We start from the raw sequence: 22,479 nt of genomic DNA, 5'->3' as shown, positions 1-22,479 counted from the left end.
CTATCATTAAAAATGAAGAATAAAAATTTGTTTAGCAAGCTTGCTTTTGCATTCTTGGCCATTCCTTTTTTTGCTAACGCTCAAAACCAAACTTATTTTGCGAGTTATCCTGCGTTGTCTCCAGATGCGCAAACCGTTGTTTTTAGTTACGATGGAGACATTTGGAAAGTGCCTGTTAAAGGTGGTTTAGCATCGAGAATTACGGCTATGCAAGGTGAAGAAATTAATCCAAAAATTTCGCCAGATGGTAAATGGTTAGCTTTTTCATCTAATCAGTATGGAAATTTCGACGTTTATCTAATGCCGATGGCTGGTGGCGAAATCAAGCAATTGACTTTTAACGATGGAACCGATGAAGTAGACAATTGGAGCTGGAATTCGCAGTCGATTTACTTCACATCTAGCCGTTACAATAACTATTCGAGTTATAAGGTAGGCATCAATGGCGGTACAGCCTTGCGTTTGTTCGATAACTTTTTTAACACCACGCACAACATTGCCGAAGCTCCAGATGGCAGTTTGTTTTTTAATGATACTTGGGAAAGCAGAAACTTCGCCAATCGTAAACATTATAAAGGTGCTTTTAATCCTGATATCCAATCTTACAACCCAAAAACAAAAACTTACAAGCGTTACACCGAGTATTTAGGCAAAGATTTTTGGACTAGCATTGACCAAAAAGGGAATATTTACTTTGTGTCTGATGAAGGCAATGAAGAATATAATTTGTACACTTTCGTCGGTGGAAAGAAGACAGCTTTAACCAAATTTGATACTTCAATTAAGCGCCCTTTTGTGGCAGCAAATGGTAATACAATTGTTTTCGAGAAAGATTATCAATTGTTTGTGTACGATGTGGCGACAAAGAAAACAGAGAAAATCAACATCAGTTCTTTTAGAAACCAAGTGTTGACTAAGGAACAAGAATATGAAGTAAAAGCCAACATTTCCAACTTCGATGTATCGCCAGATGGCAAAAAAATGGCTTTCATTTCTAGAGGCGAATTATTTGTAAGCGATGTGGATGGAAAATTCATCCGCCAGATTAACAATAGTGGGGAACGAGCTTTGGAATTAAAATGGCTGGCTGATAATAAAACTATCCTTTTTAATCAAACAACGGACGGCTACCAAAACTGGTTTACCATTGTAGGCGACGGAAAATCTGTAGCCAAGCAGCTAACGAAAGATAAAGCGAATAACCACGATATTGCTTTCAATAAGACCAAAACACAAGCGGTTTATTTGAGTGGCAGAAATGAGTTGCGTGTGATGGATTTGAAAACTTTCCAGAGTAAAACGGTAGTGAAAGATGAATTCTGGGCTATCCAAAATTCAGCACCAAGCTTCTCACCAAATGACCAATATCTTCTTTTTACAGCTTTCCGCAATTTTGAGCAGGATATTTTGGTGCATGATATCAAAGCAAATCAAACCATCAATTTGACTAATACAGGTGTAACAGAAGCTAGTCCAATTTGGTCTCCAGATGGGAAGTACATTTATTTTACCAGTGCTCGTACCAAGCCGTCTTATCCGTTCGGGATGCAAGATGCACATGTGTATCGCATGGCTTTAGACTATTATGACACGCCTTACCGTGCGGATAAATTTGATGAATTGTTTAAGGAAAACACTCCAGCTACACCAAAAGAAACAGCACCAGCAAAAGATGCGAAAAAAACTGTAGACACTTCAAAGAAGAAAACAGAAACTAAACCAGTACCAAAATTAATTACAATCAATACACAACGTATTTTGGATAGGGTAGAGTTAGTTAGTCCGGCGTTTGGTACGCAATATATAACAGATGTTTTGGCCAAAGGCGATAAAACTTATGTGTTCTATTCATCAACACACGAAGGCGTGCCGGCAAGTACTTACAGAACAATTATCGAGCCTTTAGAAAACAATAAAACGGAAAAAGTAGCTCCTGGAGGTTTTGGAATTGTAGAAGCTGCGGGTAAGCATTTCCTACTGTCGAGAGGTACGGTAAATAAATATAACATTGATATGAACAAGGTGGATGCTTTAGATTTTAGCTACAAATTCAGCAAAAACCTGAACGCAGAGTTTAACCAAATGTTCTACGAAACTTGGGTAGGTTTAGATGAGAATTTCTATGATGATGATTTCCATGGGGTAGATTGGGAAAAGATGAAAACTCGTTACGCAGCTTATTTGCCTTATGTAAACAACCGTGCCGACTTAAGAATTTTATTGAACGATATGTTGGGCGAACTGAACTCTTCGCACATGGGCTTTAACAGCTTTGGTGCCGAAGAACGTAAGAGTATGAACTACGTAACCAACGAAACGGGCATCATCTTTAACAACGAAAAACCTTACCAAATAGATAGAGTAGTGGCTAAAAGTAGTGCGATGTTGTTGGGAGATAAAATTGCCGTTGGCGATGTATTGACCCACGTAAATGGTGTGAAAGTAGACCCATCAGCAGATAGGGATTATTATTTCAGCAAGCCATCGTTGGATAGGGAAATGAGTTTAACTTTCTTGCGTAATGGTAAATCAGTAAACGTGAATATCCATCCTCAAACATCAGCTACGCTTAAAGCAAATTTATACGATGAATGGATTGCCAACAACCGTAAAAATGTAGATGATTGGGGTAAAAATCGCATTGCTTATTCTTACATGAAGAATATGAGTACTGGCGAGCTGCAAACTTTCTTGTTGGATATGGTAGAACAGGAAAATAACAAAGATGCCATCATCCTAGATCTGCGTTACAATACCGGTGGAAATGTACACGATGAGGTATTGAAGTTTTTATCGCAACGCCCGTATTTGCAATGGAAGTATCGTGGAGGAAAGTTAACACCGCAAAGTAACTTCGGTCCGGCGGTAAAACCAATTGTGCTGCTAATTAACGAACAATCGTTAAGTGATGCCGAAATGACTGCCGCAGGATTTAAGCACTTAAAACTGGGCAAAATTATTGGAACAGAAACTTACCGCTGGATTATCTTCACTTCGGCAAAAGGTTTGGTTGATGGCTCGTCCTATCGTTTGCCATCTTGGGGTTGTTATACGATGGATGGAAAGAATCTAGAAAAAGAGGGTGTTGCCCCAGATATTTTCGTAAAGAATACGTTTGAGGACAGATTGGCCGGCAAAGATCCGCAGTTAGAGCGTGCTGTTGCCGAGATTATGAAGGATTTGAAATAATAAAAATTGTTCAATTGTCGGATTGTTTTATTGTTAGGATTATAGCAATTTAGCAATCCGATAATTGGATATCGAAATCATAAGTTACCTCTAAAATTTCAAGTCATCCAAATGATGGTTTCAAAGAAATTTTTAGATAAACGCGAATAAACTAGTTGAGCTTTTCGTTGATATAACGTTTAATTCTGGCCCATAAGCTACCTTTTCTATGCGCCAAGAAATGTTTGATTGCAACATAAGCTTCTTTGTGTTCTTCAATTTTTTCAGGGAATTTTTTAATTGGCCGAGGATTAATAATCACATTATAAATATCGTTAATGCCAGAATGTACGCCTGTGCCATCGTGTCCAATATTGTTTACCAAAGATTGTGATGGGTTTAGTGTTAATCCTCCTTTAAGGAAAATAGACGCATACCATCGAATAGCCCACGAATTATTTTTACCGTGCTTGAATTCTTTCATCTGCTTCCAGAAATTCATGGTTCCTTCAATCGAAAATTCGTTTATTTTCTGACGGTCGAATTGAGCTAATAATTTATCGATATTTGGTTCGAAATGTTGCCAAGCACTTTGCCAAGTGGCCCATCCCCAACTACTTGCCGCTCTGTAGAAGAAGCTTTCAGGTAAGTTCTCATTTTTTAAATGGTACATATATGCACCAATATGCATTACTTTCTCTTCATCACGATAGCGGTTCAAGGCCTCATTAAAGTAGGTTAGCGTATGTGGAGAAGAAACCAAATCATCTTCGAATACAATTACTTGTCCATAGGTTTGGTTAAGTTGGGTTACACCTTCAATAACCGAATTTGCTAGACCTTTGTTGGTTTTGCTTTCAATAATTTTTATCGACTTAAATCCTTCAATTGTTTTAATGAAGCTTCTTACTTCATTCACTTTTTCTTCATCGTTTTGTGTTTTTGGCCCATCAGAAAAGATATACAAACGACTATCTGCAGCCAACAGATTTTGCTGTAAAAATTTAATAGTACGCTCGGTATGCTGCGGACGGTTGTAAACAAATAAAGCTATTGGAGCAAGGTTTTGCATAGCCAAAAATAACGTAAATTCACTAATTTATTAAGCCATCGGCAACATTTAAAGGCGGTCGTCATTGCGAGGTACGAAGCAATCTTACAAATATTGAAAGACAAGATGGCACTCGCTTTAAGATTGCTTCGTACCTCGCAATGACGAAATGGGTCTAAAATATCTTAATGTCCTGCTCTGATTTTTGAACTAAAACAGTATAAGCGTTAGCGAATTGTTCTTCTTTTTTCGTGCCAAGTAGCTTACTCAAAAAAATCTTCACTTTGTATTCTAATTTTACTTTTAGAGTTCTTATTGATGATTTTTTAAACTTACGATTTACATAATCGTTGAAAAGTGTAACTTCTGGAGTGATGATGGAGGACTTATCAGCTACGACTTCAAATCCTTCACTTTTTAGAAGGAAGCGCAATAGAGTAGGCGTGTACATATTAATGTGACCATAAGCCAAAAAGTGAGATAGCCGTTTATCAACATTAAATTTGTAATCTCTGGGAACTTCTATTACAACATGCTTTGCCACACGCTTTAACTCTCTAATTAATATTCTTTCATGCTCTACGTGTTCTAGTACGTGTGCAAGAATAATTAAATCGAAGCTATCATCTGGATAAGGGATTTTGTAGCCGTCAAAAACCCGAACTTCTTTTACATTTTTTAAATTTCTCTCTTTAATTTTCTCTACGCCAGATGCGGCTATTTCCAGCGCATGTATTTCTGGGGCGAAATTCCATTCGTTTAAGAAATGAAGGATGCTACCGTCGCCAGCACCAACTTCGAGTACTTTTTGAGGACGAATGCCTTTGCAAACATCAACAATGTTTTGTACTTTATATTTTGCGCTTAGCATGCGCCAAGCTACATCGTTGTTGGTGTAGAAATCTTGGTAGGCGGTTTGAAATTCATTGTTTAACATAGGATATAAATATAGTAACTATCTTAAAATAGTAACACTGCCTGTGTATCTCGTTTTAGATTTATTTGCGAGGTCTAAGATGTAGTAGTAGCTGCCTGAAGGCAAGGGCTTGCCAGAAAAAATGCCGGCCCAAGGCGTAATAAAGTTGTCGTTTTGAAATACTTTGTGGCCATATCGATTAAAGATTTGAACTTTCGTACCTATATAATCGGATATATTTCTAATTACCCATTGGTCGTTTTTTCCATCGCCGTTAGGAGAAAAAACATTTGGAATGAAGATGTCTTTGAGCACTACAACTTTTAAACTCGCCTCAGCCAAACAGCCACCTGGTCCGCTTACAGTTAAGGTGTATTCTGTTGTATATTCTGGATTGGCTTTTGGATTTTTGATATTTGGGTTGTCTAAACCTATGGCTGGAAACCAACGGTAGCTAACAATATTGTCGTTCGCTTGGGGATTTAAGGTTTTGGGGCCATCATTTTCAATAATGATATCTCCTTCGAAGCTTACAGCAGGTAAAGGATTTACTGTCACTTTAATTTTATTACTGATAAAAGGAACGCTACATGGGGTAGAGCTTGTAATCTCACAGTGAACTTCATCGTCGTTTTTTAGGCCGTTGGCGATATAGGTTTCGTTAGTGGAAACTTGCACACCATTTTTAAACCACTTAAAAGTTGGGTTTGTACCAGCATCAGCGTAGTTTGGTGTAAATCTGATAACACCACCAGCACAGATATTGTTGGTTGAGGCTGCAATATTTAAAGATGGAACAATATTAGGGTTTACGGTTATCGTTTTTTGCAAAGTGGAAATACATCCGTTGGCATCGGTGATAGTTACATTGTAAGTTCCACTTGTAGTAAATGTGTTGCTGGCTTGGTTTGGTGTGTTGCCTCCATCCCACCGGTAAGTTACGCCGCCAGTTGCTGTAAGCGTTACATTGTTACATCCAGTATCGTTTCCGTTGATAACGGTTTGCCCGGCACCAATAGTAATGGTTTTTGATAGGGTTGTAGTACAGCCATTTGCTCCGGTTACCCTAACCGAGTAGGTGCCGCTTGAAGTGAAAGTATTACTTGCTTGGTTAGGGGTTAATCCGCCACTCCATTGATAGGAGATGCCTCCGCTGGCAGTGAGGGAACTTGTATTGCCACATGCAATGCTGTTGTCAACAATAGAGGCAGTTGGAGCGTTGTTAACGGTTACTGTATTGTTTATTAACTGGGTACAACCATCTGCACTGGTAACTGTAACAGAATAGGTTCCACTACTTCTAAAAGTATTATTTGCTGTGTTTGGGCTATCTCCTCCATTCCACAGATAGGAGGCGCCGCCAACGGCAGTTAAAGTCACCGAATTACAGCCGCTTGTGTTGCCGGTAACATTGGCAAAGTTTGGTGAAAGTGTCACTTGTTTTGAAGCAGAGGTTTTGCAACCGTTAGCATCTGTTACAGTAACTATGTAAGTTCCTGAACTAGTGAATTTGTTGGTTGCTTGGTTTGGTGTCAGTCCGCCATTCCATTGATAAGAAACACCGCCAGATGCCGTAAGTGTTGCTTCGGTACAGCCTTTTGCTTCAATAATATTAATTGGAAAGGGAGGTGGTCTAAGTCCCCATGTAATATTGGTGTAGTTTTCGGGTGTGGTAGAATTTACGGTAACACAATCAAAATCTCCCGGAAACATCACAATGGCATATCCTTCAATTCCGGTTAGGGAATAACTGTCATGAAATTGCATACCTCCTCCATCAAAAAGTACCACGTATGGTTTCGAGAAACTGAGCCTAGAGGCAGTGCCGTTACTGGCTCCTAAAGATGCGAGTAATAAAACAGGATTAGTCACTGTTTTTGAAAAGCACATCTCGGTAGTGCCTCCAACTCCCGCAGACCAAGTTGTTCTGGGAACGGTTCTATTTGGAATAGCGGATGGATATGTACTAAATCGGGTATGGTTGTAAATGTCGGGAGTAGAGCTAAAATCGAAGTTAGATGTCATGGTCACGTTAACATTTTCGCTTCCATTAAAAACTGAGCCCGTAGCCGAACGCCCGTTGAAATTGCCCCAAGTTGCCCAGTTAATGTTGTTACAAACATCAAAAGGTGTCTTCTTTTCAAATGCAAATATCCAGAGGGGACAAAATGCTAATAAAAAGAAAAGAAGAGCGGAGCGTTTACTCATGAGATTAGATATCCAAGCAATTGTCCTTTTTATAGAAAACAGATGTGGCTTTATTATAAAATAAGCCTGGTGAAATGCCTGAAAAAGACAGTTCTTTAAAGCCTTTATCAGTTAGGAAAACTCTAGCATCATTATATTCCTTGCGTTCAGAGTCGTCTAAAACAAGCACTCCTTTTTCCGTTAAAGCATCTATACTATATCTACAACAATTAACACGGTCTCTACCATCAACAATAATTAAATCAAATTTTTCATTAAGCAATTTTGCTTTCTGGCTGTATTCGCCATTTGTTTCTAACTTGGTGAAAATCATTTCTGCATTAGAGGCTTTTTCATTTACTATTTTCTTGTACCAAGCTTCATCATGTTCTACAGAAACCACACGTTTTACGCTTTTTGCATAGAATAAGGTAGAATTTCCAGATCCATACTCGAAAATAGTTAGCTCTTTATTTAATCGGCCCTTAATGAAATCGATAAAAGAGTAGGTAACCCAGGGTATAGGCTGATTGTTAGCGTCAACAGCCTGATGATTATCAAAAGCGGTAAACCAGCCGATAGAGGCCAAGTAACCTTTGTGTCCGTATGATAGAAGCGCAGCTAAACGTTTCGGTTTTGCTAATAATGTTGCTAGTGCTTTAAGTTTGCTCAACGTTTAATGATTTTTTGAAAAAGTGTAACCAAAAATAATGATTTTAACATCATCAATCCTTGTTTTTGGGTTTTTGGAATAAATAATATATAGAAAGCGGAAACGAAGCACGCTATTAATGTAGCTACAGAAGCTCCAAGCCCACCGTATTTTGGTATTAGCCAAAAATTTAGACCAATGTTGGTAACTGCTCCAGCCAAAGTCCTGTAGAAAGAAATCTTAGTATAGCCCTCAGCTAAAAGATACTGTGAACTAGCACTACCTAGAAATACAAAAATACCCGACCAAATATGAATGGAAAGCATTTGGCCGGCACCTTCAAAACGATCTCCATATAAAATATTAATGATGTATGTCCCAGAAAAACTAACAAATATGGCTACGGGTAAACTGATTAAAATCAATAAATCGTAGAGGTTACCTAATCTTTTTTGGTATCGTTCTAAATCTGTTTTTCGTGCATTTAGTAATGCAGGAAATACTGAAGTTACAATTGCAACTGGGATAAAGTACCACGCTTCACTTATTTTCACAGCAGCGCTGTAAATTCCGACAGTCTTGCTTCCTTCAGATTTTAGCATGATTTGATCTATCTGCATATATAGTGAAACCATAACCGCAGAAAGAATTAAAGGTGATGACTGCTTAAGTAGGGATCTTGCCCTTTCTTTGCTAAAAGTCCATTTTGTAATGTCTCTTTGTTTTTTCTGATAAATTATAACTAGTCCAAGCGCAAGAATAAATCCGTCAAACACTAACGAAAGTACAATATATATTAACGGAAGATTTAAGCTAATAACAACAATTTTTACTGCAGATGAGATAAACAAGCATATATTTTGTACTTGTACGATATATTTTGACAGTACTTGTGATTGAAAAAAAGCATCGATTACATTAAAAGATTTAAAGAACGAAGCTAGACCCAAAAGCGCTACCATAATAGTTAAGGGACGAGCTTGATTGTGAGACAGATGATGATAAGAAAGGTAAATGACTACTGCAATTGGAATTAGCAACGAGTTTACACAAATTCTTAGCCAAAGGGATGTGCCAAGAATTTCATTTTTTTTATCAGGTTCTTGAATGATTTCTCTCACAATAAATGTATCGAGACCTAATGCACCTACTGCTGATAAAATACCAACCAATGCCAAAGCGAAGCTCAAATCCCCAAATTCTGTAGGACCAAGATACCTCGCAATGAGCATGCCCACTACTAAGCTTAATATTTTTCCGAACATAACCCAGCCAGTATTTTTTAAATACTTTTGAAAAGCTTGTTCATCAAATCCTTTAATATGTGGCAGTTTCATTTACGCAGAGTAGGATTAACTTAATGGAGCACCAACAGGTTTAGCGCAGTCGTGTCCAGGTTGGCCGTGTGCCGGGTTTAATTTCTGTGCACTTGAAGGTTTTGCCGCAACAGGTTCTGGTGCTACAGGTGTGTTGGGTACAGGTGCGGTAGATTGCTGAGTAGTCGCTTTTTGTTTCAACGGAGCACCTACAGGTAAAGCACAATCGTGACCTGGTTTGCCATGTTCCGGATTGGTTAATAAGCTGGTTTGGCTTTCTGTCGTGGCTGCGGGTGCATTTTGTAATCCAGATAAGCCGCCCTGCGTAGCAGTTGGAACTTGGGTTTGCGTATTGTTTTTGCTATTGTCGCAGGCCGAAAACAAGCCTACTAAAGCTATTGCGCATAAAATCTTTTTCATCTTTACTAATTTGTGGGCAATATCGGCAAATTTTGCACTATTGCTTGTAACTATTTTCAATGCGCTTTAGCTGTTTTAGGTGATGGTTCAAATGAATTTCGATAAACCGAAGCCACTGTTTAGCGTTTAAATAGCCAATCACCGGATGTTTAACCTTAATATTTGGGTCGGAATCTTTCATTTTCGGGTAAATTTGCATCAGCTGTAATTCAAAATCTGTAATGAATTGCTGAGCTGCGGCAATACTTATCCTCTTTACTCTTGATGCTATTTTTGATGGCGCTTTATACTTTCTTCCCGGAGGAAGTGAGCCAAAAAATAAAATTACTTTAACAACGAATGCCGTTGGTTTTTTCTTGCCCTCGCCCATAAGGCAATTATTCAATGCCATTAACGAAAGTAAACTCGAATCGAAGATATGGGAATAGACCTCGCTATAACTCCAACCGCCAATAGGTGGTTCGGTTTGGAAGTTAACAGCGCCAATCCTATCAAGTGCCTGCCGGTAAGCCTCTGCTATTTTAAGAACAGATTGGTAAATTTTTTCAGTACCCATAAGGTAAATATACGTTTTGCCAAACCATATATTGTTTAAGTTAAAATTTTGAAGCACAGTATTAGTGCTAATAGCAGCCTGCAGTCCGGCTTTTCGCTAAATCTTTTTGTGTTCCGTTGCCGTCATTTCGAACGCAGAGAGAAATCTAAAAGTTAAATGCATCTATGTAACAGATTTCTCTCTGCGTTCGAAATGACGAAACAAAAAGTATTACCGCTTCAATCCGGGCTATTTAACAACGTCACCAACCAAGCGTCCAACTAAAAGTGGTTTAACAACTCTTCCAAATGATGGATTTGCTGTTCCACATCATCAGGTTTTTGTGCTTTCAGCGGATTAAAGAAAATCGCCTTTATTCCAAAATTCTGTGCGCCGTAAACATCTGCTTCCAAACTATCGCCAATCATAATGCTTTCTTGCTTTTGCGCTACCGCTAAATTTAAAGCATACTCAAAAATTGCTTTGTCGGGCTTGTTAACACCAACATCTTCAGAAATCACTACGTTTTTAAAATATGGATTGAGGTTTGATACTTGCATTTTAGTAAGAACAGCCTCCTTAAATCCGTTAGAAATGATGTGTAGATGGTATTTGTTTTGAAGATAGGTAAGTACCTTCTCTGCACTTTCAAACAGATTTGTCTTGGTTGGGCCCATCGCCACATAGTCATCTTCAAATTTGGCAGGGATCATCTCCGGTTGCAGGCCTAAATCTAAAAAGGTTTTGCGGAAACGTTCTTCTCTAAGCGCTTGCTTGGTGATTTTACCCAAATGGTATTGTGCCCAAAGTTGATGATTATTTACCGTATAAGTTGCTATGAAATCTTCTGCAGAACTTAGTCCCAGCTCATTTAGTTTATAGCTTTCGTAAAGCTCCATTAAGGTTTCTTGAGCGTTACGGTCAAAATCCCAAATGGTATGGTCAAGGTCGAAGAAAATGTGCTTAATCAAATTGTAAAGTTGAAATGTTTTAACGTTGTAAAGCTAGACTTTTCCTTCATGCAAATCCCAAATAGGGAAGCACATTTCGTAATCATTCCAAACTATGTCACCAAATTCAATTTTAAAATTTTTGAATTCGTTTTTATCCAAATACTTTTTTGTCATTGGATTTTTTGCGGATGTTAAAAAATCAGTAAAATCGATAATACGTACCTCTCCATCAGAAAACCCAAATCTAATTTTATAGTCTCCTAAATAATCTGCTTTATTAATTTCTATAACCATGACTATAATTTTTTCGTAATGATTTCTGGTTCTATCGCATTATTGTAAACGAAAAATTCAATTTACTGACTACTTGTTATTCCGATTTGTCTTAAATTCCCCTCCTTTGGAGGGGTTAGGGGAGGCTTTTTACTGCTTCACCCCATAAGCTAAATCCCCAGCATCGCCTAAACCTGGGACAATATAACTTTTGCTAGTCATTTCATCGTCAATAGCACCCAACCATAAATCTGCTTTTGGCAAATTAGCCCTAACATGCTTCACGCCTTCGGCACTTGCGATGGCAGAAACGATATGTAGCTTTTCAATTTTATAGGAGTTGATGAGTTCCTTCGCACAAAGTACAATACTTAAGCCTGTAGCCAGCATCGGATCGGCAAGAATTACTGTTTTCCCTTCCAAATCTGGAGCAGAAATATGTTCCATCTGTATAACAAAATCGCCGCTTTTTTTGGTTTTACGGTAAGCTGTGATAAACGCAGATTCGGCCTGATCAAAAACACTCAACAAACCTTGGTGCATTGGTAGACCAGCTCTTAAAATGGTTGCCAAAACTGGCTGCTGTTCTAAAACCGAACTTGTAGCAATGCCCAATGGGGTTTGCGTTTCAACCTCCTTATACTTTAAGGTTTTGCTAATCTCGTAAGCGAAGAAAGCACCTAAACGCTCCATATTTTTACGAAAACGCATGGCATCTTTCTGGATTTGCTCATCCCTTATCTCGGCAACAAAAGTGCGGGCTATAGAATTGTTTTTGCTTAGGTCGTATATCATGTTCTAAATTTACAATTTTAGATCATAAACCATCTTAGACATTCCACAAAACCTTAAAATAGTGATCTATTTCAGGTTACTTAAGCAACAGCCAATGCCAACATCTTTTCATAAACTTCTTTCCAGCCTTTCCAATTTCCCGTTTCCGATAAGCTTTCGTTGTGCCATAGCGAATAGAAAGTTCCGTCTACCATTTTTACGTTTTCTACGAGTTCTGTGATCAGCATTATCGCTTGTTTGGGCTGTAATTTCAGGTATTTTAGCAAAGTAGAATCCATTGCTGCAAAAGGATGTACTTTTAAATGCGATTGTTTCTCTAGCTGTAAATCGTACCAGAAAAAAGGCGTGCATGTGCCTGCCCTAAAGCCAACCTGCGAAGCATATCCCATGGTATAATCATGGTTAATGCCTTCTTTAATAAGTTGTAAGTAGGTTTTTGGGATTTGCATTTTAAGATAGTGCTGCCTAGATAAATCCACCGTTTTTCCTAACACGGCATCTAACAAAGCCTTTTCTTCTTTGAGTTTGGTAACGTTACTATTTGAGGCATAAGAGGGATGGATTCCCACTTTGGCCACTTTGGAAGTTTCTACAATCAGTTGTTGCAATAAATCATCATTCGGGTGAATGTTTACATCGTGAGCTCTGTCGCCTTTTAATGAAAGCAGGAAGAAGAAAATAGCAGTTAATTGGTATTTTTCATGTAATTGATGCAGATAATCGTAAGTATCAAAGGGATCTTTTTTCTTCCCCAAACCAGTGCTTATAATGTTAGTCAATCTTTCGGTATCGCCTTTGGCAATTGCCCTAATAAAACGGGCTGTGTTTTTGACAATACCGCTAGATTTAAAGTGGTAAGCCCTATCGATATCAATGGTTGTAATAAATTCAAACTTCCGGCTGCCGAAATGAATATTGCCCAGTTTGTTGCGTAGCAAGTTTTTCAAAATCATTGCCCATTGGTCTATCACTGGAGTTTTTAACAAGCCAAGTTCGTACTGTAAACTCTTTTCTGCTGGAAATCGTAAATGTTCGTCGGGCGTGTAGGGCAAATACTCTTCGTACCTACTTAAGAGGTAAAAAGATGCCGCAAAGATATCAAATGGTAATGTGCTATTTTCAACCGCAAAAGGAACCCGATCGTTTCCAAAATCTGTAATGTCTAAATCCTGCTGTGCGATATTATTTTTAAGTAAAAGCGCATTTGCTTTAAAAAATAGTTCATTGCCCAAGGGCTTTTCTGCGTAGCTGAATTTTGGCCCATTATACGTGACGAACTGATTAGCGACACTTGTAAATTCAAAATCGCATCGCAACACTTCCCTAAAAATAAAATTGAAAATGTATTTGATGCGTGGGGTAACTTGTGGACTATAAACGAGCAGCTGCATATTTACTAAGTTAAGTAATTATGCGGTCAAACATAGCAGTTTTAGAAATTTTTGAAGCTACTAAAACGCATTAAAGAACTCGAACAAATTCACATTACCATCAATATTTAACTTTTTCCGCAAGCGATAGCGACCAATTTCTACACCTCGGGGCGATATCTTCATCAGCTTTGCGATCTCTTTTGTAGAAAGGTTCATCTTTAAATAAGCAGAAAGACGAAGCTCATTACTGGTAATGGCCGGATAAGCCTCCTTTAAGTGCTTTAGGAAATCGACATGCACTTTGTCAAAATGTACAGTGAACTGTTCCCAACTTTCGTCAGATTTTTCCTCGGCATTTAACAACCTAATAATTTTATTAAAATCTGCCGAGTACGTATCGTCCTTGATCTCCTTTTTCAGCTTGAATAGCTCACCCTTAATCTTCGACATTAAATCTGCCTTTTGCACCAAGTGCATGGTGTTTGAAGCTAATTCGGTGTTCTTAGTCTCTATTTCCAGCTCTAGTTTTTCGTTTTTAAGTTTGATGATTTCCTTGTCCGATTTATCAATCTCTAACTGGTGCATGTACTGGGTATGCTCTTGTTCTCTTTGAAAAGCAATACGCTGATTAATTATTTTGCGGTGCTGTCTTTTATAAACGATGTACATGATGCCAAAAAACATCAGCATGTAAACGATATACGCCACAATGCTCTGGTACCACGGTGGAAAAACAGTAAACTCGTAGGTTGCGGCAATTGATTCATTGCCTAAATTATCTACAGTTTTCACCATAAACGTGTAGTTTCCGCCAGGCAAATTGGTGTAATCTTTCTCCGTCTTTTTATCTAGTGGCGACCAATTTTCGTCAAATCCTTTTAGGTAACAAGTGTAAAAGGTGTTTGCACTATTTTTAGTGAATGTTGAGGAATATTCGAAGTGGAATGAGTTTAAGGCATGTCTCATTTTTGGAATTATACTTTGCGACGCATCTTCATTAACATCGCCAAAATAACCACCAAAAAGCAAGCTATCTGCTTTGCCAAAAGCTTTTACTAAACTAATCCTTACCTGCTGTTTACCATATTTTGCGAGGTATTTTTCTAAATTTAGATGGTAAAATCCCTTTTGGGCACCAATAATAATATTGTTTTTATTAATGATGTTGATATGCTCAAAACCGCCCAAAGTTTTTCCGTTAAGCTCGGTGATGTAAAGCAATTCGTAAGCGTTGCCCTTACGTTGTGCAACACCTAATTTCTTTTCTTCGATAAACCAAATGTTGCCCTCGGCATCGTCTTTTAAATAACGTATATATTTATTTCCAAAAATTGGATTGAAAAGACTTGAAGGTTCAAAACGATCTTGTTGGCTGTTATACTCGTAAACACCTTTTTCGGTACCTACAACAATTTTATTTTTAACAAAGTAGATATGGTTGTTGAAGGTAGAAGGTAAGCCTTTTTTATGCGTGTAAAGCTGTACCTTGGTAGTTCGCAAGCTAGAAGTCGTAATTTTGTAAACACCTTTGTAAGGATGCGATACCCAAATATTGTTGCCTTCTGCAAGTACGAAACGAGCCGATTCACTAAAGTTGCCAATGTTTGAGATTAATTGAAGCTTCTGATTAATGTCTTCAAAAACGGAAATGCCATTATAGTTGCCCGAAAGCAAAAGTTGCCTATTTGTTGATGGCTGCGGAAAGCTCAGAAAGTTCCAATATCCTTTTCCGGTAGCAATTGGAATAAGCTGGTCGTTAACTATTTCGAAAGCACCTTCGTGCCTGCCAAGTAAAAGCTTGCCATTTACTACATTCATGCCCCAAGCTTGTCCAAAAGCATTGGCAACGGGATTAAATCCACTTTGCGCAAGACTGACGTCGGTAGTATTGCCTAGCGGAAGTTTGTACACGCCATTAGATAAACCAACGTATAGGTTGTTGTTGTGAAGCACAGAAGTATGCCCGCCTGCATTATCAAAAACTGGCGGATTGATGTGTTTGATGGCGTTGCTATTGGCAATAAAACTGATCCCGTCTGCCAATCCGAGCCAAATATTAGCATTTTTATCACTGTACAAGCTTAAAACAGAACTGTTTTGTAAACCAGAATTTTTGTTGAGCTGATAAAGCTGTTTGCCGCTTTTTTCAAAAAGATAGAAACCTTTGTCTAAGGTGCTAATGCCTATTAAATTATTGTTAACGATACACGTATTGGTGATATTTGATAGATAGCTAATGTTTTTGACGGGCTGCATTTGTTGGTTGTGCAGCAGCAGTAAGCCTTGCCACATGGTTCCAACCAAGACACTGTCTTTACCATATTGTGCAATAGAGCTAATAGATAAATCTGTTGGTAGTGGATGGGTTACTGCTGGTTCCCAGCGGTCTACGTTAAGTTTGAGCAAGCCCTTAGCCTTGTCATGAGCAATAATCTGTTGATTACCAATGCCCATATAAAGCCATCCAGCTTCTGATTTAAATACGCTAATTTTATTATTCTTCCATCTATAAATTCCGTTTGCTGCTCTGAAAAAAGTGGCATCTGCCGTAGAATGTACATTCCATATATCTGCAAAGGAACGGTGTGCTTCTGGGATTTCATTCTTTAGGCTGTGAAAAACCAACCTACCGCTTAAATCTGGGGCAAAATATCCAAAGTCGCCTTGGCCGCCTGCGTATATCTTGTTATTGTTGCCAATTTTGACAGATCTTACAATGGTTTTGTTGGGCAATGGATAAATTTTCCAACGGCTACCATCAAAAGTTAGTAGACCTTCATCGTTAGCAAAATACAAAACTCCATTACGGTCTTGCTGGATATCCCAATTGTGAGTACCGCCGCCATAACTAGTATTATCATAGTTAACAATGTCTGGCATACCTATCGGATTTTGAGCAAATCCAAAAAGGGGCAGAGAAAATAGGAGTAAGGCTAATATTTGGTTTTTCATTAACAAACTAAAAGTAGATAAAATCTTCCTTTCTTCAAATGTTGTAGGTATAATCTGTGCTCTTGAGTTATTTTAAGCGGTTTTGATGTAGTTTTGTAGGGGCTTAAAATTTGGATGTCGGATATTATTAAAGATAATTTTACATCAATTAACCGATTAACCAAATATTAAAAAGTATGAACAACAAGTCTTTTGTAAGGCATCATTGTCTTTTACTGTTGGCATTAATTACTCTTTTCAACTTCGGCTGTAAAGATGAAGATTATGCCAGCAAACTCGGAACTCCTGCTACGGCAGCCTTTAAGGTTACTAAAGTTGCAGGCAAAGCAAACACCTACCTATTAGAAAGTACATCTCAAAATGCTTACCGTTACCAATGGGATTTTGGACAGAACGAAGGCCTTAAATCTGCCGGAGCAAGCACCGAAGCCTATTTTATCTCTAAGGGCACGTACAATGTGAAGTTGTATGCTTACGGAGAGGGTGGTTACGACATCGCTACACAGCCTATAGTGGTAGAGCAAGATGACTTCACACCTACGTTAAATAACGCTAACTACCAACTATTAACAGCACATGCTTGGAAACTAGATCCAGCATCATTGGCACCAATTACTGTTGGGACAGAAAATAATCCGTCAGAATATTTCGGTGGTGGTGCTTTGGCTACTTGCCAGTTAGATGACGAATACATCTTTTCGTTTGCCAACAACGCTTTTAAGCTTACCTACAAAGCAAATGGACAAACATTTAACGGCGGTAACGTTGATCCAAATTACAACTGTGGTAACGATAGGTCTTACGAAACTGCATTTACCTTTAGTACTACGGTGCAAGGTGCAGGTTTGGCTACCATTACTATTCCAGGCACGCCGCCAGAAAGATTTATTGGTGTAACCGACGTTTCATCAAATAATTACCGTATCATATCTATTTCAGCAACAGAAATGATATTACGTTCTGGAAAAACAACTGAAGCCGTTCATCAAATGCGTTTCGTTAAGAAGTAATTAGCTTATTTTTAATTAAAGCCAAATATAAATATGAAAAGAATTCGACTATTGATCGTATTACTAGTTTCTTTTGCCTTACAGAACGCGTATGCTCAGAGTATTACGGTTTCTGGTGTGGTTAAAGATAAACTAGGTCAGGAAATTCCGGGTGTTTCTGTGCTAATTAAAGGCACTACCAACGGAGTTGCAACTACAGCCGATGGTAAGTATTCCATCACGGTGCCTAAAGTAGGTACTACTATTGTTTTCTCGTTTATTGGGATGACAACCCAAGAGTTTATCGTTACAAAATCTGAAACTATTAATATTACTATGGACGACGCTGCCAACACGTTAAACGACGTAGTTGTAGTGGGTTTTGGTACGCAAAAACGTAGTAATGTAACAGGTTCTGTAGCTACGGTAAATAACAAGCAATTGGTACAAACACCAGTTGGTGATTTGAGTAATGCACTTGCTGGTCGTACACCAGGTGTAATTACCAAACAGCCATCTGGAGAACCTGGAGCAGACGGTACTCAAATCTTCATCAGAGGTAACTCTACTTTTGGTGGCGGCAGCATGGAGCCATTATTCGTAATTGATGGTGTGGTGCGTTCTGGACGTGATTTCGGACAAATGGATCCAAACGAAATTGAAAGTGTAAGTATCTTGAAAGATGCCTCTTCTGCTGCAATTTTCGGTGTTAAGGGTGCAAATGGTGTTGTTTTAGTAACAACAAAACGAGGTAAAGCAGGTCAGTTGAGCGCTAATTACTCTTTCAACTACGGCTTTTCGCAAGTAACTAGATTGCCAAACGCACTAGGCTCTTACGAGTATGCAACTTTATATAACGAAGCAAAGCTGAATGATAACCCTGTAGCTACGCCCGAGTTTTCTTTAGAGCGTTTAGAGGCGTTTAGAAATGGAACAGATCCTGATGCTAATCCAAATACCGATTGGATGGATTTAGTACTTGGTGGCACTGCTCCAAGAATGCAGCACAACCTGTCATTATCTGGCGGTAGCGAGAAAATCAAGTATTTTACTTCTTTCGGTTACCTTAACGAAGATGGTTTGTACAGTTCATTAAACTACAACAGGTATAATGTTAGAAGTAACATCGATATCCAAGCAACTTCTACCACAAAAATCTCGGTAGACTTAGCGGGAAGAATTGAAAATAAATTATCTCCGCCAGCAAGTGTAGATAATATTTTTGAACACACCATGCGTAATCCGCCGGTACAACCAGCCAGATTTTCTAACGGTTTGTTAGCAGCGCCAGGCGTATACCCAAATCCTTTAGCATTAATTAGCGAAGAGAGCGGTTACAATAGAAACTCGGCTAACTTTTTTATGAGTAACTTTCAAGTGGTACAACAAATTCCAGGTGTAGAAGGCTTATCAATTAAAGGAGTTTTAGCATTCGATAGAAACTTTAACCACAACAAAACCTGGAACCAATGGGTGCCTCTTTATGCTAGAGCTGCCGATGGTACTTACACCATTAATGCGCAATCAAAATCGTCACTTTCTAAAGGATACGGCGAAGGACAAAGCACCGAGTTACAAGGTCATATCAACTACGACAGAAGATTTGGCAAACACGGAATTTCTGCTTTGGCTTTGGTATTGCAAAAACAAAATCAAGGTACTGGAATTTATGGCGCTAGAAACTCTTACGAAAGTTCTGCTCTGCAAATCTTAAACTTCGGCCCTGCCTTAAATGAAGTATTGAGTGATGGTGAAGATAAAACTGCTTTGCGTAGTGCGGCCTTCCGTGTAAACTACGATTACGATGGAAAATACCTTTTCCAAGCAAGTTTAAGACGAGATGAGTCTGAAAACTTTGCACCAAGTGAAAGAGTAGGGTATTTCCCAGCTTTCTCTGCTGGTTGGTTGCTAACTAGAGAGAGTTTCATGCAAAACGTAAAGTTTGTTGATTTCTTGAAGTTAAAAGCATCTTACGGTACTTTAGGTAGCGATCGTATTCCTAGTCGTTTTGGTTACTACAACCGTTACAACTTGGTACCAAATGTTTATCCTTTCGGGGGAAATTTCGTTACAGGTTTAACGCCTGGTGCTATCGCAAACGAAAACCTAACTTGGGAAACTTCAGTAAAAATGGATGCTGGTTTAGAAGCTAAATTCTTCAAAAATCAATTGAGTGTAGATTTCACTGTGTTCAAAGAAAGAAGGAAAGATATTTTAGCTACTCGTGCACTTTCTGTACCATTAAGCTTTGGTGCTGCATTGCCAGCTGAAAACTTCGGTATTGTAGACAATCAAGGTTTGGAATTGATTTTAAATCACAACAAGCAATTATCTAGCAATTTCTCATACTTTATTGGCGGTAACTTTACTTACGCTAAAAATAAAATTGTGGAGGCAGCCGAAGCTTCTAATATTCCAGATTACAGACGTATTACAGGAAGACCAAACGGAGGAATTTTTGGATACAAAGCAGTCGGTATTTTTAGAGATGCGGCAGATTACGCGGCTTCGCCTAAACACAGCGCATACCTAAACTCTACTGGTCCTGGCGATATCAAATATCAAGATATTAATGGCGATGGAATTATCAATGATGACGATATCACTTATTTAGGCAACGGTACGCTACCTCAAATTCTTTATGGTATTAACGGTGGTGTAAACTTTAAAGGTTTCGAGTTAAACTTCTTATTACAAGGAGCTGCACAATCTCAACAGTTATTTACGCAAAATGCGGCTTGGGCATTCCATAACAGCGGTCGTGTAAATGCAGAATGGTTAGATAGATGGACCCCAAATCGTCCAGATGCGCCGTTGCCTCGTTTAACGCTAAACACTAATGGTAATAACTATTTAGTAAGCAGTTTCTGGGTACAAAACTCAAGCTATATCAGGTTAAAGAATGTGGAGTTTGCCTATACCGTAAAACACAGGTTACTATCTAAAATTGGTGCAAACAACATCAGACTTTATGCACAAGGACAAAACTTGTTTACTATTACCGATTTGATCAACCTAGATCCAGAGAATACAAATGGTATTGGTAGATATTATCCGCAACAGAAGACTTACACTTTTGGAGTTAATGTACAGTTCTAACCAATGGTTGATATGATTACTATTAAAAGAAAAGAAATGAACAAAAGATATAAATGGTTAGTCGGCGTAATGGTAGTTACGTTTACAACTTTCTCGTGTAAAAAAGACCTGTTAGATATAAAACCAATTGATTTCGTGTCTGATGTAGCCGTTTTTCAGGATATCACACTTACCAATCAGTTTGTTAATGATATTTACGGTTCAATGCTCAGCGGTTTCGAGCGTAGAGATTTTGGTTACGATCAAGACTGGGCACGTGGTTTCGCTAATTTGGATATGATGACTGACGACATCGAAGGTCATAACGATTTGCCGATGAACCGAGTTCAGGAAGGTGATTTAAACCCGAATTTCTCGATGGGCACACAGCTTTGGGCAGTTAACTATTCGTTAATCAGAAAAGCGAATACCCTTATTGCACGTATTGATGGCGTACCAACTACAAATACAGCGTTGAAAGATCGCTTAAAGGCAGAAACTAAGTTTTTAAGAGCTTTTGCTTACGCTGATTTAGTGAAGTCGTTTGGTGGTGTGCCATTAATTACCACAGAACAAAACGCAACTGATGATTTAGAGGTGCCAAGAAATACTTATGATGAGTGCGTGGCCTTCATTATCAAAGAATGTGATGAAGCTGCGGCGGTATTGTTGCCATCTTATCCAGATGCTGCAGAGCTAGGTAGAGCTACAAAAGGAGCTGCATTAGCGCTAAAAGCTAGAGTGTTATTGTATCACGCAAGTCCATTAAACAACCCTAACAATACATTATCTCGTTGGGATGATGCAGCAAAAGCCGCCCAACAAGTAATGGCTCTTGCTCCTGCAACTTACGATATCCATCCAGATTACTACCAATTGTTTATGACCAAAGCGGGAAATAAAGAAGTAATTTTCGCGAAGAAATTTGCTCGTCCTCACCGTACACACCAAAGTGCTTGGATGTTGCACATGAGCTTTACGCCAACAGGTTGGGGTGGCTGGGGTGCTTTCCATGCAACGCAAAACTTGGTAGATGCTTTTGAAATGAGGACAACAGGTCTTCGTCCAGATGAAACTGGTTCTGGCTATGATCCGCAAAATCCGTATGCTAACCGCGATACTCGTTTAGATAGAGCAATGCTGATGAATGGTTCGCAATTTAAGGGCATTACGGTAGAAACTTTCCAAAGTGCTGATTTGAACGCTCACCCAGATGGCAATGCCAACGGACGCACCAACGGCGATAGAACTAAAACTGGTTACGGTCTTCGTAAATTTATTGATGATAAAAACATGACAGCCGATGCAGTTTACCAAGGTGGTGATAATGACTGGATTTACATGCGTTACGCAGAGGTTTTATTAAACTATGCTGAAGCTAAAAATGAATTCAGTGGCCCGGATGGTACAGTTTACGATGCTTTGGACAAAGTTCGTCAAAGAGGAGGTTTGCCACCGTTGCCGAGAAACTTTACCCAGGTTGCATTACAAGAAAAAATTCGCAACGAACGTAGAGTAGAGCTTTGTTTTGAAGAACACCGTGTTTATGATGTGAGACGTTGGAAAAAGGGAATGACTTATTTCAATGGACCTGTTTACAGAATGAACGTAATTAAAAATGCCGATGGTTCCATCACTTATACCAAAGCAGTTTTAGAAAACAGGGTTTATAAGGAGAGTTACAATTTGTTTCCAATTCCTCAAATTGAGAGAGAAAGAAACAGAAAATTAACACCTAATCCATAAAAATAATTGATAAATGATAGCACTTGTTCCGCAAGGTTAAAAATTGCGAACAAGTGCTTTTAACGTACAGGCTTA

The 22,479-nt window shown here is 38.6% G+C and carries 16 protein-coding genes; 4 read left to right on the top strand and 12 right to left on the bottom strand.

The window, feature by feature from the left end:
- The first annotated feature begins 12 nt into the window (after positions 1 to 12).
- Complete coding sequence (locus REI64_RS03770; protein WP_308848760.1) at positions 13 to 3,189, top strand: S41 family peptidase; 3,177 nt, start codon at positions 13 to 15, stop codon at positions 3,187 to 3,189.
- A 151-nt stretch (positions 3,190 to 3,340) separates the two neighbouring features.
- Here the strand turns inward: REI64_RS03770 and REI64_RS03765 are convergent, their stop codons facing one another.
- From REI64_RS03765 to REI64_RS03710, 12 genes are all read right to left on the bottom strand, one after another.
- Positions 3,341 to 4,240 carry a glycosyltransferase gene (locus tag REI64_RS03765; protein WP_308848759.1) on the bottom strand — a complete coding sequence of 300 codons (900 nt, stop codon included), beginning with the start codon at positions 4,238 to 4,240 and terminating at the stop codon, positions 3,341 to 3,343.
- A gap of 154 nt (positions 4,241 to 4,394) precedes the next feature.
- Positions 4,395 to 5,156 carry a class I SAM-dependent methyltransferase gene (locus REI64_RS03760; RefSeq protein WP_308848758.1) on the bottom strand — a complete coding sequence of 254 codons (762 nt, stop codon included), beginning with the start codon at positions 5,154 to 5,156 and terminating at the stop codon, positions 4,395 to 4,397.
- A gap of 18 nt (positions 5,157 to 5,174) precedes the next feature.
- A complete protein-coding gene (locus tag REI64_RS03755) occupies positions 5,175 to 7,343 on the bottom strand; it encodes a gliding motility-associated C-terminal domain-containing protein (RefSeq protein WP_308848757.1) in 2,169 nt (722 codons plus the stop codon).
- Between the two features lie 4 nt (positions 7,344 to 7,347).
- Positions 7,348 to 7,995 (bottom strand): class I SAM-dependent methyltransferase, encoded by a 648-nt coding sequence (locus REI64_RS03750; protein ID WP_308848756.1) that lies wholly within the window; start codon positions 7,993 to 7,995, stop codon positions 7,348 to 7,350.
- The gene (locus REI64_RS03745; RefSeq protein ID WP_308848755.1) at positions 7,992 to 9,311 is read right to left on the bottom strand and encodes a flippase; all 1,320 of its coding nucleotides are present in this window, start codon (positions 9,309 to 9,311) and stop codon (positions 7,992 to 7,994) included. Before REI64_RS03745 ends, REI64_RS03750 begins: the two co-directional genes overlap by 4 nt.
- A gap of 15 nt (positions 9,312 to 9,326) precedes the next feature.
- Positions 9,327 to 9,710 (bottom strand): hypothetical protein, encoded by a 384-nt coding sequence (locus tag REI64_RS03740; RefSeq protein WP_308848754.1) that lies wholly within the window; start codon positions 9,708 to 9,710, stop codon positions 9,327 to 9,329.
- A gap of 37 nt (positions 9,711 to 9,747) precedes the next feature.
- Complete coding sequence (locus tag REI64_RS03735; RefSeq protein ID WP_308848753.1) at positions 9,748 to 10,266, bottom strand: DinB family protein; 519 nt, start codon at positions 10,264 to 10,266, stop codon at positions 9,748 to 9,750.
- A 260-nt stretch (positions 10,267 to 10,526) separates the two neighbouring features.
- Positions 10,527 to 11,216 (bottom strand): YjjG family noncanonical pyrimidine nucleotidase, encoded by a 690-nt coding sequence (locus REI64_RS03730; protein ID WP_308848752.1) that lies wholly within the window; start codon positions 11,214 to 11,216, stop codon positions 10,527 to 10,529.
- 33 nt (positions 11,217 to 11,249) lie between these two features.
- Positions 11,250 to 11,492: a DUF2442 domain-containing protein gene (locus REI64_RS03725; protein WP_308848751.1), complete on the bottom strand. Its 243-nt coding sequence runs from the start codon at positions 11,490 to 11,492 to the stop codon at positions 11,250 to 11,252.
- 129 nt (positions 11,493 to 11,621) lie between these two features.
- Positions 11,622 to 12,266, bottom strand: a complete 645-nt coding sequence (upp, locus tag REI64_RS03720; protein ID WP_308848750.1) for a uracil phosphoribosyltransferase — start codon at positions 12,264 to 12,266, stop codon at positions 11,622 to 11,624.
- A gap of 80 nt (positions 12,267 to 12,346) precedes the next feature.
- Positions 12,347 to 13,657, bottom strand: coding sequence for a polysaccharide deacetylase family protein (locus tag REI64_RS03715; RefSeq protein ID WP_308848749.1), 1,311 nt, complete (start codon positions 13,655 to 13,657; stop codon positions 12,347 to 12,349).
- Positions 13,658 to 13,717: 60 nt separating this feature from the next.
- Positions 13,718 to 16,591 (bottom strand): triple tyrosine motif-containing protein, encoded by a 2,874-nt coding sequence (locus REI64_RS03710; RefSeq protein ID WP_308848748.1) that lies wholly within the window; start codon positions 16,589 to 16,591, stop codon positions 13,718 to 13,720.
- Positions 16,592 to 16,767: 176 nt separating this feature from the next.
- Between REI64_RS03710 and REI64_RS03705 the strand changes: the two genes are divergently transcribed.
- Genes REI64_RS03705 through REI64_RS03695 form a run of 3 tightly spaced genes read left to right on the top strand, consistent with a single transcriptional unit; the run spans position 16,768 to position 22,404 of the window.
- Positions 16,768 to 17,601, top strand: a complete 834-nt coding sequence (locus tag REI64_RS03705; protein WP_308848747.1) for a PKD domain-containing protein — start codon at positions 16,768 to 16,770, stop codon at positions 17,599 to 17,601.
- A gap of 33 nt (positions 17,602 to 17,634) precedes the next feature.
- A complete protein-coding gene (locus REI64_RS03700) occupies positions 17,635 to 20,679 on the top strand; it encodes a TonB-dependent receptor (protein ID WP_308848746.1) in 3,045 nt (1,014 codons plus the stop codon).
- Positions 20,680 to 20,715: 36 nt separating this feature from the next.
- Positions 20,716 to 22,404: a RagB/SusD family nutrient uptake outer membrane protein gene (locus REI64_RS03695; RefSeq protein ID WP_308848745.1), complete on the top strand. Its 1,689-nt coding sequence runs from the start codon at positions 20,716 to 20,718 to the stop codon at positions 22,402 to 22,404.
- Positions 22,405 to 22,479: the final 75 nt, after the last annotated feature.

It is taken from the genome of Pedobacter sp. (assembly GCF_031119335.1).
In the GTDB taxonomy this organism is placed as follows: Bacteria; Bacteroidota; Bacteroidia; order Sphingobacteriales; family Sphingobacteriaceae; genus Pedobacter.
This window is presented reverse-complemented; position numbering and strand designations above follow the sequence as displayed.